This window comes from Methanomassiliicoccales archaeon, from assembly GCA_026394395.1.
Taxonomy (GTDB): Archaea; Thermoplasmatota; Thermoplasmata; order Methanomassiliicoccales; family UBA472; genus UBA472.
On record JAPKYK010000003.1, the window covers coordinates 90,758 to 106,048 of the forward strand.

Annotated in this window: 18 protein-coding genes; 12 read left to right on the forward strand and 6 right to left on the reverse strand. The window is 60.2% G+C overall.

What is annotated here, in order from left to right; genetic code table 11:
* The first annotated feature begins 15 nt into the window (after window positions 1-15).
* On the forward strand, window positions 16-579 hold the full coding sequence (locus NT131_04150; protein MCX6650833.1) for a thymidylate kinase: 564 nt from the start codon (window positions 16-18) through the stop codon (window positions 577-579).
* Here NT131_04150 and NT131_04155 read toward each other — a convergent pair.
* Complete coding sequence (locus NT131_04155) at window positions 537-1,712, reverse strand: MFS transporter (GenBank protein MCX6650834.1); 1,176 nt, start codon at window positions 1,710-1,712, stop codon at window positions 537-539. The genes NT131_04150 and NT131_04155 overlap by 43 nt on opposite strands.
* A 142-nt stretch (window positions 1,713-1,854) precedes the next feature.
* On the opposite strand from NT131_04155, the gene NT131_04160 reads away from it, so the two are divergent.
* The 9 genes from NT131_04160 (at window position 1,855) to NT131_04200 (ending at window position 9,984) form a co-directional block, all read left to right on the forward strand.
* Complete coding sequence (locus NT131_04160) at window positions 1,855-2,787, forward strand: deoxyhypusine synthase (GenBank protein ID MCX6650835.1); 933 nt, start codon at window positions 1,855-1,857, stop codon at window positions 2,785-2,787.
* Window positions 2,784-3,782: an isocitrate/isopropylmalate dehydrogenase family protein gene (locus tag NT131_04165; protein ID MCX6650836.1), complete on the forward strand. Its 999-nt coding sequence runs from the start codon at window positions 2,784-2,786 to the stop codon at window positions 3,780-3,782. Before NT131_04160 ends, NT131_04165 begins: the two co-directional genes overlap by 4 nt.
* Before the next feature lie 40 nt (window positions 3,783-3,822).
* Complete coding sequence (locus NT131_04170; protein MCX6650837.1) at window positions 3,823-4,626, forward strand: 4Fe-4S dicluster domain-containing protein; 804 nt, start codon at window positions 3,823-3,825, stop codon at window positions 4,624-4,626.
* Window positions 4,627-4,696: 70 nt separating this feature from the next.
* On the forward strand, window positions 4,697-4,933 hold the full coding sequence (locus NT131_04175; GenBank protein ID MCX6650838.1) for a 4Fe-4S dicluster domain-containing protein: 237 nt from the start codon (window positions 4,697-4,699) through the stop codon (window positions 4,931-4,933).
* A gap of 4 nt (window positions 4,934-4,937) precedes the next feature.
* Window positions 4,938-5,990 (forward strand): 3-methyl-2-oxobutanoate dehydrogenase subunit VorB, encoded by a 1,053-nt coding sequence (gene vorB / locus NT131_04180; protein MCX6650839.1) that lies wholly within the window; start codon window positions 4,938-4,940, stop codon window positions 5,988-5,990.
* Window positions 5,987-7,381 carry a 2-oxoacid:acceptor oxidoreductase family protein gene (locus tag NT131_04185; protein MCX6650840.1) on the forward strand — a complete coding sequence of 465 codons (1,395 nt, stop codon included), beginning with the start codon at window positions 5,987-5,989 and terminating at the stop codon, window positions 7,379-7,381. The genes vorB and NT131_04185 overlap by 4 nt, the downstream gene beginning before the upstream one ends.
* Before the next feature lie 145 nt (window positions 7,382-7,526).
* The gene (locus NT131_04190; GenBank protein MCX6650841.1) at window positions 7,527-8,090 is read left to right on the forward strand and encodes a cupin domain-containing protein; all 564 of its coding nucleotides are present in this window, start codon (window positions 7,527-7,529) and stop codon (window positions 8,088-8,090) included.
* A 9-nt stretch (window positions 8,091-8,099) separates the two neighbouring features.
* Window positions 8,100-9,752 carry an AMP-binding protein gene (locus NT131_04195; GenBank protein MCX6650842.1) on the forward strand — a complete coding sequence of 551 codons (1,653 nt, stop codon included), beginning with the start codon at window positions 8,100-8,102 and terminating at the stop codon, window positions 9,750-9,752.
* 55 nt (window positions 9,753-9,807) lie between these two features.
* On the forward strand, window positions 9,808-9,984 hold the full coding sequence (locus NT131_04200) for a hypothetical protein (GenBank protein MCX6650843.1): 177 nt from the start codon (window positions 9,808-9,810) through the stop codon (window positions 9,982-9,984).
* A 2-nt stretch (window positions 9,985-9,986) separates the two neighbouring features.
* Here NT131_04200 and NT131_04205 read toward each other — a convergent pair whose 3' ends face one another.
* From NT131_04205 to NT131_04220, 4 genes are all read right to left on the reverse strand, one after another.
* Window positions 9,987-10,802 (reverse strand): hypothetical protein, encoded by an 816-nt coding sequence (locus tag NT131_04205; protein ID MCX6650844.1) that lies wholly within the window; start codon window positions 10,800-10,802, stop codon window positions 9,987-9,989.
* Window positions 10,799-11,485: a hypothetical protein gene (locus tag NT131_04210; GenBank protein ID MCX6650845.1), complete on the reverse strand. Its 687-nt coding sequence runs from the start codon at window positions 11,483-11,485 to the stop codon at window positions 10,799-10,801. The genes NT131_04205 and NT131_04210 overlap by 4 nt, the downstream gene beginning before the upstream one ends.
* A complete protein-coding gene (locus NT131_04215) occupies window positions 11,486-11,683 on the reverse strand; it encodes a hypothetical protein (protein MCX6650846.1) in 198 nt (65 codons plus the stop codon).
* A gap of 90 nt (window positions 11,684-11,773) precedes the next feature.
* Window positions 11,774-12,154, reverse strand: coding sequence for a dual specificity protein phosphatase (locus tag NT131_04220; protein ID MCX6650847.1), 381 nt, complete (start codon window positions 12,152-12,154; stop codon window positions 11,774-11,776).
* A 208-nt stretch (window positions 12,155-12,362) separates the two neighbouring features.
* Between NT131_04220 and NT131_04225 the strand changes: the two genes are divergently transcribed.
* The gene (locus tag NT131_04225) at window positions 12,363-13,421 is read left to right on the forward strand and encodes a hypothetical protein (protein MCX6650848.1); all 1,059 of its coding nucleotides are present in this window, start codon (window positions 12,363-12,365) and stop codon (window positions 13,419-13,421) included.
* A 142-nt stretch (window positions 13,422-13,563) separates the two neighbouring features.
* Window positions 13,564-14,355, forward strand: a complete 792-nt coding sequence (locus tag NT131_04230; protein MCX6650849.1) for an alpha/beta fold hydrolase — start codon at window positions 13,564-13,566, stop codon at window positions 14,353-14,355.
* Window positions 14,356-14,357: 2 nt separating this feature from the next.
* Here the strand turns inward: NT131_04230 and twy1 are convergent, their stop codons facing one another.
* Window positions 14,358-15,290, reverse strand: coding sequence for a 4-demethylwyosine synthase TYW1 (gene twy1, locus NT131_04235; GenBank protein ID MCX6650850.1), 933 nt, complete (start codon window positions 15,288-15,290; stop codon window positions 14,358-14,360).
* Between the last annotated feature and the right edge of the window lies 1 nt (window position 15,291).

Here is a 15,291-nt window from a genome sequence, read left to right on the forward strand (position 1 = left end):
CTGGAACTGATCGTGGTGGACGGGATCGATGGCTCGGGAAAGAGCACCGTGGCCGGCTGGATAGCCGATCATTACCGGTCCAAAGGCGAGAAGGTGCTGGTCCGGACCCATCCTTCCGACACCTGGATAGGCCGCATGAGCCGCAGATCGCTCACCGCCGAGGGGAAGCTAATGCAGACCGTGGCCACGGTATTTTTCGTGTTTGACGTGCTGGACTCGGTCCGCAGATTGCGGCGCTATGGCGATCAGGACAAGGTTATCTTCGTGCGCTACGTCATGGCCACGGCCTATCTGCCTAAGGGATTGCACCGACCGGGCTACGACTTCTTCGTCAGGATCCTGCCCATGCCCCCACGCCTATTGTTGGTGGACGCAAAGCCCGAATGCGCCCTCCAGAGGATCGAGGAAAGGGAACATGAGAGGGAGATGTTCGAGAACCTCGCTTCGCTCACTAAGGTGCGGGGGAAGGTCTTGGAGCTGGCCAAGGGGGGCTGGTCCGTGCTGGACAACTCCTACAGCGTGGAGGAGGCCCGGTCTCAGCTCGACCGTATCCTCAGAGCCTGGGAAGCTTTGAGCTGAAGGCCCAGGACGTATATCGTTGGCAAGGCCAACAACGTCAGCGCGAAGCCGACCAGGAGCAATGCGCCGAAACCCCATCCCGCGTATATGGGGGCGAAGAGCATCGGGGCTATCGAGTAACCAAGGAATCGAATGCTGTTGAAGACCGAGGACGCCGTGCCTTTCAGGTCCGGAACGATCTCCACCGTCAACGTCAGCAGCGAGGCCCATATAAAGGCCGTACCCGTACCGAGTACCAACAGGGAAAGGGCGAACCCCATCGTGTCACTCGAGATGGAGAGCAGGAGCATGGCCGCGGCGACAATACCAAAACCGATGGCGGCGGTTATCGTCCTTCCTTTGGCGTCCACCAGGCGCCCGCCGATCGGTGCGGCGACCATTCCAGCCACACCGCTCATCCCCACCAGCACACCTATGGTGGTCTCGTTCAGGGACAACGGTTCCAGGGACAGATGGTCGGACAGGAATCCGAGGACCCCCATGTAGCACAGGAAGGCCAAGAACCCCAGGAGGCATAGGGTGGCCACGCCTCTGGTCTTCACTGTCCGAACCACGTTCCGTTTCAGATGATGAAGGGCGTCCGGGTCCCGTCTCACCATCGGACAGGCGGTCCTTATCCAAAGGCCGACCGACATGGCCATGATGGCCACCAGCACGAACATCCACCTCCAGCTGTAGGGGGTGAGGAACCCGGCGATCATCGGACCACTGGCTATGCCGGCGGTGGTGAACGCCCCAAAATATCCCATGACCTTCCCCCTCTCGTTGTCGGGGGTCAGATCTCCCAGGATGGCCAGCAGCACCGGGTTGACGAAAGCGTACCCGAACCCCTGTATGGCCCGCCCCAGGTAGAAGGACGACAGGTCCTGGCAGAGGGCGCAGACGAGGCCCCCCACGGCGTATATGACGAAGCCGATGGTGAGCAGCCTTCGGCGCCCGTAGACATCGGACACGGTCCCGGAGAAGAGGTTGAAGAAGGCGAAGGGCAGCATGAAGAAGGTGATGGACAGCAGTACCTCCTCCGCCCCGGCACCGAACTCGGTCTTGAGGACGGGGATCATGGCGAGGACGGCGTTCCCCGAGAGGGGACCGACGAACCCGCCGCTCAATATCGCCAATCTTCTGCCGTCCATTATGAAGATGAGGAACGTGTCAAGATAAATATAAGGAACTTCCCGACCTTTCGTCCGCTTCGGAAAAAGTTACTTTACATCATCGCCATTTCACAGTAGGTAAGATATTTCTATGGCCCGACGATAGGTGAGGACGATCGATATGGAAGAAAGAAAGGTGCGCGACATCAAGGTCGAGGGCGGCATGAGCGTGGACCAACTGGTCCGTTCCATGTCTGAGTCCGGAGGGTTCACCGCCAAGAAGCTTGCCGATGCCATTGACATAGTGGAGAAGATGGTCCGCGACGAAAAATGCCTCACCTTCCTGTCCTTCCCGGCCTGCATCATGGCTACGGGGACCAGAGGGGTCATCGTGGAGCTGGTCAAGCGCAGGCTGGTGGACGTGGTCATAACCACCTGCGGAACGCTGGACCACGACCTGGCCCGGACCTGGAAGGACTACTATCATGGCGACTTCATGATGGACGACGCCCAGCTCCGGGAGCAGGGCATGAACCGCCTGGGCAACGTGCTCGTACCGGACGAAAGCTACGGACTGGTGCTGGAAGAGCGCCTCATACCGATGTTCGAGGAGATATTGGCCGGACGCGATTCCATATCCACCCATGAACTGATAGATGAGGTGGGCGCCCGCCTGGACAACGAGGATTCGCTCCTATACTGGGCGCATAAGAACCAGATACCGATAGTCGTTCCCGGCATTACCGACGGTTCTTTCGGCAGCCAGCTATGGATGTACTGGCAGACGCACCGGGACCTCAAGATCGACCTGTTCCAGGACGAGCAGGAGCTTTCCCAGATGGTGTTCCGGGCTGAGAGCAGCGGGGCGCTGATCATAGGCGGGGGCATATCCAAGCACCATGTCATCTGGTGGAACCAGTTCCGCGGCGGGCTGGACTACGCGGTCTACATGACCACAGCCGCGGAGTTCGACGGTTCGCTCAGCGGGGCGCAGGTGCGCGAGGCCATCTCCTGGGGCAAGGTGCGCGAGGACGCTTGGCAGGTGAACGTGGAAGGGGACGCCACCATCACCCTTCCCATCATGGTCGCGGCATTGATCGAGAGATTGGGATGACGAGAGTAGCGGTTATCGAGGGCGACGGCATCGGCCCGGAGGTCGTGGGGGCCACCATGGGCATATTGAAGGATATGGACCTTGGCCTGGAGTTTGTGCCGGCGGAAATGGGGCTGGCCTGCTTTGAGAGGACCGGGGAATACCTGCCGCAGAGAACGCTCACCACCTTGGAAGGTACCAAGGCAGTGCTCTTCGGGGCCATAACCTCCCCGGTGACACCGGACCCATGCTACAAGTCGCCGCTTCTGCAGCTGCGCAGGCACTTCGACCTGTACGCCAACATCCGCCCTTGCTTCCCCATCCTTCCCGAGTTCAAGCTGGTGGACCTCAACACCGTCATTGTCCGCGAGAACACCGAGGGCATGTACACTGGGCGGGAGAGGGAGGAGGGGGACACTATCATCTTGGAACGGGTGGTGAGCGAGAAGGGCTGCCGGCGCATCGTGGAGAAGGCCATCAAGGTCTCCCGGGTCATGGGCTTCAACAAGATCACCTGCGTGCACAAGGCCAACGTGCTGCGCAAGTCCGACGGCCTTTTCCGCCGGGTGTTCTACGAGGTGATGCAGAACACGGGCCTTGAAGCGAACGACATGATCGTGGACGCCGTCGCGGCCGCCTTGATAACTAAGCCCAAGTGCTTCCAGTGCATCGTCACGCTGAACCTTTACGGCGACATTCTGTCCGACGAGGCCGCGGCGTTGACCGGAGGAATGGGAATGGCACCTTCGGCAAACATCGGCGACCGCTTCGGCCTTTTCGAACCAGTGCACGGTAGCGCCCCGGACATCGCCGGAAAAGGGATAGCGAACCCCTCGGCGACGATACTGTCGGCCTGCCTGATGCTGGAGTTCTTGAAGAAGATGGACGCGGCCAGCCGGCTGCAGTCCGCGCTGGTGCAGACCTTGACCGAGGGCGATCGGACCAGGGACCTCGGAGGAAAACTGGGGACCGCGAAGTTCGCCGAAAAGGTCGCGGATCGCCTGTCCCGGAATTGAACGGGCTTAGAGTTATTACCACCGCCGCAGATTAACGTCCATGACCAATCAGTTGAAGCGGGGCATATTGGACCTCTGCAAGGATTGGGGCATCGGGATCGTAGGGTTCGCCTCCGCCGACGCCTGGGATGACCCCCCTTTCACCCCTTGGCCGCCGAAGGAGTTTCACCCTAAGTCCATATTCCCTGGTTGCCGCACGGTGATCGTCCTCGGCCTTCCGGTCACTCTGCCGATACTGGAGACCTCTCCTTCTATCTGGTACAAGGAGCTGTACCAGAACCTCAACTCTCAACTGGACGAAAGGGCCTATCAGCTGTCGAACTACCTGAACGGCGAAGGATATGCATCCGCCTACATCCCGCGCGACGGCTACGGGAGCGTGGAACTGCTGATGGAAAATCCGTACGCCTTCTTCTCCCACCGTCACGCCGCCTACCTGGCCGGCCTGGGGACGTTCGGCCTGAACAACATGCTGCTGACCAAGGAGTACGGTCCGAGGGTCCGCTTCGTCTCCGTCTTCACCACGGCCAAGGTGCCTTCCGGCCGCCGCATGAAGAAGGGGCTGTGCATCCGTTGTCATCGATGTCAAAAAGCCTGCCCGGTACAGGCCATTGGCGACGTTGACTATCCGGAGGCGTCCATCGACAAGAGGAAGTGCACCGGGAGGAGCGTGGACCTGAAGAAGAAGTACCGCTCCCCCTGCGGCATCTGCATCAAGGTCTGCCCAGTGGGCGAGGACCGAAAGCTGTACGCCCGGAAGGACATGGGACTGTACGACGGTCCAGAGAAGGACGAGGCTCTGTACAAGGCTGCTGAGCACGTGCGCAAGTACGGCAGCTTTTGACCTAGGCCATACGTACAGAATGGAGTTCATTGAAGTAACTTTAAGTATCATCCTTCTTTCCAGAGGAGGGATGAGCACAACCGAGAGTGCGATTCCCCATCCGGTGTTCGACGAGAACGAGTGCAAGGGATGCGGCCGTTGCGTGGCCGCCTGCCCGCAGAAGGTACTTAGGTTGTCCGGGCGCATCAACCGCCGCGGATACAACGCCGTCGAGTACATCGGGTCGGGATGCGTGGGCTGCGCTATATGCTTCTACAATTGTCCTGAGCCTTACGCCATCATGGTGCAGGAAAAGGGGAGGAAGTGACCTCATGCGGAAGTTCGTGAAGGGCAACGAGGCCGTGGCCATTGGCGCCGTCTACGCCGGCTGCGATGTTTACTTCGGATATCCTATCACCCCGACCAGCGACATAGCGCACGCCGTGGCGGAGTACTTTCCCCAGCTCGGCCGGGTGCATCTGCAGGCCGAGTGCGAGACCGGGGCCATAAACATGATCTTCGGGGCGGCCTCCGCCGGACGCCTGGCCATGACCGCCTCGTCCGGACCGGGGATCTCCTTGATGCAGGAGGGCCTGTCCTACCTGGCCGGGGCCCAGCTGCCGGCGGTCATCGTCAACGTCATGCGCGTGGGACCCGGACTGGGCAACATCGGCCCGGAGCAGGGCGACTACAACCAGGCGGTGAAGGGCGGCGGGCACGGCAACTACCATAGCATAGTGCTCGCTCCCGCTTCCGTGCAGGAGATGTGCGACCTGACCATGAAGGCCTTCGAGCTGGCCTTCAAGTACCGAAGCCCGGCCATCGTACTGGCCGACGCTGTTCTGGGACAGATGATGGAGTTCCTTTCTTTCCCAGAGAAAGAGGCCGCTCGGCCGGAGGTCTCCGCTTGGGCGGTGCAAGGCGATGCCAAGACCCGAGGGAACCTCGTGTCCTCTATCTACCTGGATAACGCCCTGCAGGAGAAGCACAACTGGATGCTGCAGGACAAGTACGCCTCCATGACCGTGGACGCTATGGCCGAATGCTATCGGATGGAGGACGCGGAGATCCTGCTCACTGGATACGGGGTATGCGCCCGCATCGCCCGCTCGGCGGTGGACCGGCTGAGGGACGAGGGCGTGAAGGCCGGGCTGTTCCGGCCGATGACCCTCTTCCCCTTCCCCGAATCGCAATTGCGAAAGGCCGCCAAGGAAAAGGTCCTGGTGGTGGAACTGAGCAACGGCCAGTACCGCGACGACCTGCTGCTGCACCTGGACCGCAAGAAGGAGTGCCAGGTGGAGCTCATCAACCGCATGGGCGGGAACATGATGTCGGTGGAGGACGTGGTCGACAAGGCCAGGAAGATGTTGGAGGGAGAGCGATGAAGAAGGCCACCGGTTTCTACGAGACGTTCGACCGCAAGGAGAAGGGGACCAGGGCCACACACTACTGCCCCGGATGCGGGCACGGCATCATCCACAAGCTCATCGCCGAGGCCATGGCCGACCTGGGGATACAGGACCGCACCGTGTTCGTATCGCCGGTGGGCTGCGCCGCCTTCTGTTTCCACTACTTCGACTGCGGCAACGTGGCCGGACCGCACGGACGCGCATCCGCCATAGCGACCGGCATTTCCCGGGCCTTGCCTAACAGCGCCGTCATCTCCTATCAGGGGGACGGCGATCTGGGCGCCATCGGCTTCAATAACGCCTTCCAGGCAGCCAATCGCGGGGATCACTTCGCCTGCTTCTTCATCAACAACTCCATCTACGCCATGACCGGGGGGCAGATGGCCCCCACGACCATGCTGGGGCAGAAGACGACCACCACACCGTTCGGCAGGGACGCGGCCAAGGAAGGATATCCACTCAAGGTCTGCGAGGTGCTGGACCAGTTGCAGGCCCCGGTGTTTATCGAGCGCGTCTCGGTCGCCGACACCAAGTGCATCATGCAGGCCAAGAAGGCCGTGCGGAAAGCGCTCGAGATCCAGCGGGACGGAAAAGGTTATGCGTTCGTGGAGTTCCTCTCCCCCTGCCCCACCAACTGGCACATGGACCCGGTCGCATCCGCCCAATACGTCACCGACGTGATGGAGAAGGTGTTCCCCCTCGGATGCCTCCGGGACCGCAGCTCTGAGGCGGCGCTGGTCCCCTTCCCCGTTCCCCAAGTGACGGTCGCCCAGCTTTTCGACGGCGGCCATGAAGGGGACGCCGCCCAAATCGACCCCTCGTTCAAGGAGCGCAAGTTCAAGTTCTCCGGCTTTGGCGGGCAGGGCGTGCTCTCCCTTGGACTAGTCATCGCCGAGGCCGCCGGGCGCGCCGGACGCTTCGTCTCCTGGCTACCGAGCTATGGGCCGGAACAGAGGGGCGGGTACGCCTCCTGTTCCGTGGTGGTCAGCGGCCGCGAGGTGGGCTCGCCCACCGTGGACGCCCCTGACATTCTGGTCGCCTTGAGCCAGCCGGCCCTGGACAAGTTCTTCGGCACCGTGGCGAAGAACGGGACCGTGATCTACGAAGCTTCCCTGACCAGGCCGGAAGGGCGTGACGACCTTCGCGTGATGGCCTTCCCCGCTTTCAAGGTGGCAGCGGATGCCGGCACTCCCAAGGCGGCCAACACCGCGTTCCTGGGGGCGCTTACCGCCCTTGGCGCGCACGGTCTGCCTGAGGAAGATGTGCTATCTGCATTGGACGACAGCTTCTCGGCCAAGCCGGCGTTGGTGGAACGGAACCGCAAGGTGTACCGAGCGGCGCACGATTGGGTCAATGGCAAACCGTAACGCATTTTTCTGACAACTTGCCAGTTCCAAACCCCTTTCATTGCCATTTCTTCGACGGACGGTAAGTTTCATAAACGGACCTTGGATTAGGTTAAGGCATTGCCGAACGCCGACGCACGGTGGGCCAGGCAACGAGGATGATCAATTGACCTCTACTGTAAAGATCGGGACGCGCATAAGGACATATCGCGAACGGCTCAACATGAGCGTAGAGGACCTGGCCAAGAACGCCGGTGTGGACGCGAACCTCATCAGGGAGGCCGAGGCCGGCGAGGTGTACCCGCCCATCGGCGTCATGGTCAAGATCTCCCGGGCTCTGGGCCAGCGCCTGGGGACCTTCATGGACGACCAGGTGAGGGAGGACCCGGTCATCGTCCGCTCCTCCGATCGCAAGGAAGAGACGTCCGCCCACAAGGACGGCGCCAACGGAGGTTACCATTATTACCCCCTGGGCAAGGGAAAGACCGACCGGCACATGGAGCCCCTGTTCATCGTCGTCCAGCCTAACGAGGACCACACCTGCTCCTCCCACGAAGGCGAGGAACTGGTCATCGTCGTCAAAGGTGAGGTCAAGCTGCATTACGGCCAGAGCAACTACCATCTGAAGGCTGGCGATTCCATGTACTACAACTCCGTGGTCCCTCACCACCTGGGAGCGGCCAACGGGGATAGCGCCGAGATCTACGCGGTGATATACACTCCCTTCTGAGGTGCGCTCATGGTCAGAGATAACATTACTCGGAACGCCACCATCGGCCAGATCCTGGACGAGATGACGGAGCGCATACCGGACCAGGACGCGGTGGTCTACGTCGACCGGGATTACCGGCAGACCTGGGCGGAGTTCCGGGATACCGTGGACAAGGCGGCCAAAGGCCTGATGGCCCTCGGAGTGAAGCGCGGGGACAAGGTGGCACTGTGGGCAACCAACGTCCCACACTGGGTCACCCTGCAGTTCGCCACGGCCAAGATCGGCGCGATATTGCTCACCATCAACATCAACTACCGCACGGCCGAGATAGACTACGTGCTCAGGCAGTCCGATTGCGAGTACGTGTTCGTCATCGACGGCTATCGGGACACTGATTATGTCCAAACGCTGTACGAACTGATACCCGAGCTCAAGGAGCAGCCCCGTGACCATTTGCATTCCGATCGTTTCCCGTCCCTGCGCAAGGTCTTCTTCCTGGGGCCGGAGAAGCACCGCGGCATGTACTCCTGGAACGAGCTGCTGGCCATGAGCGTGCAGGTCAGCGGCGAGGAGTTCTCGGAACGGCAGAGATCGCTTTCACCCCACGACGTGGTGAACATGCAGTACACTTCCGGCACCACCGGCTTCCCCAAAGGGGTCATGCTCACCCATCACAACATTGCCAACAATGGCTACTGGGTCGGGGTGAACGAGAACTTTACCACGAAGGACCGGGTGTGCATTCCCGTTCCGCTCTTCCATTGTTTCGGCTGCGTCCTGGGAATCATGGCCTGCCTGAACCACGGCGCTACCATGGTAATACTCGAGAAGTACGACCCGGTCAACGTCATGATGTCCGTGGTGCAGGAGAGATGCACCGCGGTGTACGGCGTACCCACCATGTTTATCTCTATTCTGGAGCACAAGCTGTTCAGCAAGTTCGATTTCTCCACCCTGCGCACGGGCATCATGGCCGGGTCGCCCTGCCCGGTCAAGACCATGAAGGAGTGCGTGGAACGCATGAACATGAACGAGGTGACCATCGTCTACGGCCTCACGGAGACCAGCCCGGGGATGACCCAGACACGGTTCGACGAGAAGAACCTGGACAAGAAGTGCTCCACCGTCGGCCAGGCCATGCCCGGGGTGGAGATAGCGGTCCTTGACCCGGAGACCGGCCGGATCATGGGCCCGGGGGAGCACGGGGAGCTGTGCTGCCGCGGCTACAACGTGATGAAAGGTTACTACAAGATGCCCGAGGAGACGGCCAAGGCCATAGACCAGGAGGGCTGGTTGCATTCCGGGGACATCGGCATACGGGACGAGGACGGGTACTACGCGGTCACTGGACGCCTTAAGGACATGATCATCCGCGGCGGGGAGAACATCTACCCCAAGGAGGTGGAGGACTTCCTCCATCACATCGAGGGGGTGAAGGACGTGCAGGTGGTCGGCGTGCCCTCCAAGAAGTACGGGGAGCTGCCAGCGGCCTTCATCATCCTGAAGCCCGGGGCGTCCCTCGCCGCGGAGGATGTGCAGGACCACTGCCGGGGGCAGATAGCCTTCTACAAGACTCCCAAATACGTGCACTTCCTGGACGAGTACCCCATGACGGCCAGCGGCAAGATAATGAAGTTCAAGCTGCGGGAGCTGTCGGCGCAGCTGTGGCCGGAGGCCTGACCCCTAACGTTTATTTAGGTCGGGCTGCCATAGTTACGGCACAGGTGTCTGACACATGCCCGAGAAGGACGTTACGGTTGTTCTGAACGAGAAAGGCCAAGAATTGAAGAAGCTGCTGAAGGACTTCGACGCCAACATCGAGCAGTGGAAGTTCTCGGTGGAGGAGTCCAAGGAAGGCGTCCGCGTGGAGTTCGCCGCCAAAGCCCTGCTGAAGAGAAAGCCCAAGGAGTGAGCTCAGGCCATCAACTTGGCCAATCTTTCCTTTTTTTCCGCCGTCAGCTTGAAGTCCGGGCGGCGGTCGATCAGCTCGAGATAGCCAGCGGCCCGCTTCAGGTCCCTCGCGGAATAATGGTCGCGGGCCAGCTCCACCACCTTTTCCGGGGAGGCGTGCTCGGTGAACGAGGCGGCCAGACAAGCTAGGTCGTAGGCCAGTTTTTCCCGGTCCGGGGCATTGTCCAGGAAATGCCCTACGTCCATTATGTACACCCTGTCGGCGAAGAGGAAGTTGTCCGGTTTGATGTCCCCGTGGAAGATGCCGTTCCTGTGCATCAGTCGCAGGTGCCCGAAGGCCTCGTCCAGCTGCGCCTCCGTCACCTTCTTGGAGGAGGCCGAGGCCGCCTCGAGGAACTCGGAGACGAAGAGCCACAAACCTCCGGGCAGGGCGAAGGTGCCTAGCGGTTTCGCCGTGGGTATGCCCAGGTCGTATATGCGGGTCATGACGTCGTACTGGTGCTTGGCCAGGTCCCGGGCCGAACGGGTGAAGTTGAACAGGGGCTGCCACCCTTCCATCTGCAGGTAGACGTTCTTGAAGAACTGGATGGTCTTCTCGGTCATGATGTCGCTGCCGCCGACGATCTTGCCGAAGTAGCGCACCGGAGACCCGTTGAGGTCCACTCCCTCTACCTTGATGGGTATGGAAAGGCGCGAGCCTTCAGTCCCCAGCGGCACCACCTTGACCTTGCGCATTTTGAACGATTCTACCATGATGAGATGGATGGAACGAAGCACGTCGCGGAACTGGTCCTTCTGCTCTTCGAGCACCGGCGTCATTCCTTCGCCTCCGCACTCTCTTCAGTCTTCCCCGCCTTGGCCTTGGCCGCCTTGCGGGACTGGGACCACAGGGTCAGGAAGAGCTTCAGGGCCCGGAGGCGGTACACCTTCATGCCCTTCTTCACTCCCCGCCCGAACTCTACGATGGGCTGGCCCTGATGGGAGTAGATGACCTTCCAGACCACCAGGTCCGGGACCATGAGATAGAACTCGTGCGTATCTATGGTCACGTCCCGTCCCTTTATTGTGACGTCCATGTTGACCACGCCCTCCTTCTTTATGGGGATGTTCACCCCATAACCGAATACCGCCCGGAATAGGGCGTAGGTCAGCAGTTCCGCGGTGCCCAGGTCTATGGTGCGGTTGAAGGTGAGGGGGGACCGCTTGGGGCGTTCCTCCTGTCCGGGTGTCGGAACGTGATCGCCCAGGCCATACTTCTCCAGGTTCGGAGCGCCCTCCTTGTGGTATTCGCTGACGAACTTGGCCGGCCCCTTGTCCCCCCAGGCCTTCTCGAAGCCTGCCAGGTCCTGGTCCACCTCCAATATCTCCGAGCCCAGGCCGTCCTTGTGGAACTCATCGATGATAGTCCTGCAATCGGGGTCCTTCCAGTCGGCGGCGCACATCAGCACCCTTTCCCGGGGACCTTCCTCCTTGACTTCCGTGTCGTCGGTCAGGGACCTCACCTACTTTTTGACCAGCACCTGGAAGCGGGCGTATATCCTGGTGCCGTCGGGGAACTCCTCCATGGAGACCTTCCAATCCTCCAGCTCGGCGTTCAGATTGTCGAAGAAGGTGTCGATCTCGTTCACGATCTTCTCCACGTTCTCCGGCTTTCCGCCTACCAGGTTCAGGACCGAGGCCATCTTCTCTTTCTTGCCCAACAAAACACCCAGGTCGATTAACCCAACACGGATTAGATATCCTTTTCTATGGCCAAAAAGGGAAGGATATATTTCAAAGCCGCCCAGCCCCTACCGTTCGGTCTCCCTCAGCGCCTCCACCCATTCCGGATGGAACTTGGCCCGAGGGCGACCCTTGCGCACAATCTCGAAAGCTTCCTCGTAGCCAATCCCCAGTTTCTTGCTCAGGTATACCATGGCCAGGAAGGGAGAGCGGTCCCGCCCGTGGAAGCAGTGCACCATGACCTTGACCTCCCGGTTCGAGAGGTCGAGCAACAGGTCCGCCGCCTTCATCGTCCTCTCCAGGTTCGGCCGCCGACCAATCCATAGAAAACTCTCGTCGAAGACGGAACGGGCGTTCATGCTGACGTCTATGCCCAGGCGGCGCTGCAACCTGTGCCTCCGGATGTCCTTCCAATCGCCGATGACCACCGTTCCGTCGACCCACTCCATGTCTAAGAACTAAGGAACATGGGGATAATCATCCTTCTGGTCAGCAGAGGGGTTGGGATCCGTTCCCTCGGGCTTTTGTTCGGGACTTTTCGCCCCTAAATAAAAGGATTAACTGACCAAATTATATTAGATGGGGCTCATCATGTCGCCATAGAACTCCATGGCCTGCCCTTCACAATCTTTATCCGACCGGGTACTGACATTTTCCATGGAAGCCTCCGCGGAGCTTTCCAACCAGCAGGCCCTTTTGAATAAGATACGGAAGGAGGACGCACACCAGTTCCGAAGGCTCCTGATACCGCTGGCGTTTCTGCTCCTGATGACCGCCATCATCCTGATCTATCCGAAGGCCCTCTTCATCTGGTTCGTCGTCAGCCTGTTCCTTTACTCCTACAATTTCCTTTTCCTGCTGTTGCCTACCACCTCCAAGGAATCCCGCTCGAAAAGGAGAGGCTCCATGATGAGGCCAGGCCCGGACCATAAGTGGCTGGGGTTCAAGCTCTTGCTGAAGAAACGCAAACTGGCGGTGGAGATGGGGCTCACCCTGTTCCTGGGCCGCATGGTGCCATTGACCATCAGCTTCACCATCATCATGGGCCTGGGAATGTCCATCCTGGTCTATTTCTTGCTCACCGCCTATACAGCGGCCAGCGGTCTGACCTGGCTGATCACGGGGCAGGTCGTCCTCATCCTCCTCTTCTATATCCTGGTTAACGTCCTGCGCCCCCAGGCCCAGGGAATCTCTACCCTGGAAAAATCCTGGAAGCTGCGTTTGGGTAAGGCACATTCCCGGGGCCGGGCGGCTATCTTCCTGGTCAGGTTGACGGTAGTCGGGATGATCACGATATCGGCCACCCTTTTCATCGGAGCGTTGATATTGCCGGGGGTGACCTTCGTCACGCTGCTGTCCAGTTTGGGCGACTTTACCAATTACGATCTGCTTCTGGCCATCGGAGTGTTCGCGGTTCAGATGTGGGTGATGAGAAGCTTCCAGAGCATAATGAGCCGGCGCATGGCCATCAAGTTGCTCTACGTCCGCATCGACAAGTTGCAGGAGTTGTTGCAGGGTGCGGAAAAGATAAGTTCCATCATTGGCGAGGAGTTCGAGATATGGGAGGGATTTGAGACCATCCTGTCCGAATACTACTCCATGATGGTATACGACATCTTTCGCCTGGACTTCTTCGGGCGGGCACCGGTGTACCTGGTCGGCCCAAGGCTGGTTTACATACTGGACGATCGGGCGCTGTCGCACATCCCTGACTGACCGATGGTCTGTATGGACTGGCTCTGCCCCGGGTTTGCCCTGATAAAATAATGGTTGCGGCATCCATATGGTCCCATTGACCCGGACGCCGCCGGAGTCCTTGGAATAGAGAAATATATAGGGATTCCAATCCCGCCGTCCGATGCCTAAGGCCGACCTAGGGGACGTTCGCCTCAATTACGAGGTTCACGGGGAAGGGGACCCGCTGGTCCTCATCACCGGGCTGGGGGGCGAGATATCCTTCTGGAAGAAGTACGTCCCGCAGCTGAGCCGGAAGCACCAGATCATCGTCCTGGACAACCGCGGGGCTGGGGAGACGGAATATCCTTCCTCGCTCTTTACCATGAGCACCCTGGCCGACGACATCGTACAGCTCTTGGACTCCTTGAACGTGGAACGTTCCCATGTTCTGGGATGGTCCATGGGCGGCAACGTGGCCCAGGAGATTGCCATAAATCACCGTGACAGGGTCGGCTCTCTAGTGCTCATGTCCACCTACGCCCGCCGGCCGGAGCGCTCGGCCTTCGCCATCGACACCATGATCCGTACCGTGGACGAAGGGGCCACCTTCGACTCGCTGATGGAGCTAATGCAGTCCTGGTGCCTGCCAGAGGACTATTTTCGCCGGTTGGCCTTGGCCAAACCGGCCCAGCGCCGCCAGAACGGCAACGGAAAAAGGGCTGCGGAGGGATTCAGGGCCCAGAAACTGGCCTTGGACCTTTTCGACAGTCACGAACGTCTTTGCGGCATCACTTCTCCCACCCTGATATTGCACGGGGACGAGGACATCATGGTGGCGCCGCACTTCGCGGTCGAACTTATGAACAGGATCGAAGGGGCAGAGGTCGAATGGGTGCCCGGGGCAGGTCACATCCTGCCCGCGGACAAGTGCTGCCCGCAGGTCCTCGGGTTCCTGGACCGACACCCGCTCTGACCCTAATCCAAGCCTGGTATCTTAGTGTCCGTCCCCGCCTCGCCGAACACGGCCACGCGGCTGTCAGACTTCTCTTTCAATAGAACGATGCCCAGCTCCTCGGCCACCCGCCTTCCGAACTCCAGTACTTCGGCGTGCGAGGGCATGTTGTCCATGGACATGCGTCGGCGGGAGTCTCCTACGAAAACAAAGCCCTTGGGTTCCACGAAGGTCGGGTCGGCCAGGCGGTCCAGCTGGGCGTATTCCTTCTCCCAGCCCAGGTTCCAGTCCTTGACCAGGGTGTGCCTGATCACCGTCCTGGTGCTCAGGGACGGCAGTAGCTCGAGCGTTCTTCTAAGCCGCTGCCATCCGTCCGGGATGCGCGGAACGCACAGGTTCCGGTAGATGTCCTCGTTGGGGGCGGCTAAGGTGACGTACAGCTGGGTAGGCAGCGTGCTCAAGTTCTCCAGCACCTCCGGGAACGTCCCGTTGGTGACCAGGAAGGTGGTCATGCCCCGCCGGTGGCAGAGCTCGATGAAGTCGCCCAGGTATGGGTACATGGTAGGTTCGCCGGCCAAAGAGATCGCTACCTGCTTAGGCTGTCTGGCCTCCTCCCACATAACCGGCGAGCAGCGAGGGTCCCCCTTGAACCCGGTGACCAGCTGCCTTTGCCCTTCGATGCAGGTGTCCAGCACCACCTCTGGTTCTTGCCATTTGCTCACCGACGATTCGAAGCCGCGCACCCGCCAGCAGAAGAGGCAGTTGTGCGTGCAATCGTTCACCACCGGGGTCATCTGCAGGCAGCGATGCGAACGAATGCCATAGAAGTCCTGCTTGTAGCAGGTGCGCCCCTTCAGCAGGCTCTGCTTCATCCAGTGGCACAGCTTGACCCCGGCATGGTCCCCGCACAGTCGGTACTGCTGCTTCTGCAGTATCTCCCGCAGGTCGTCCTTCATG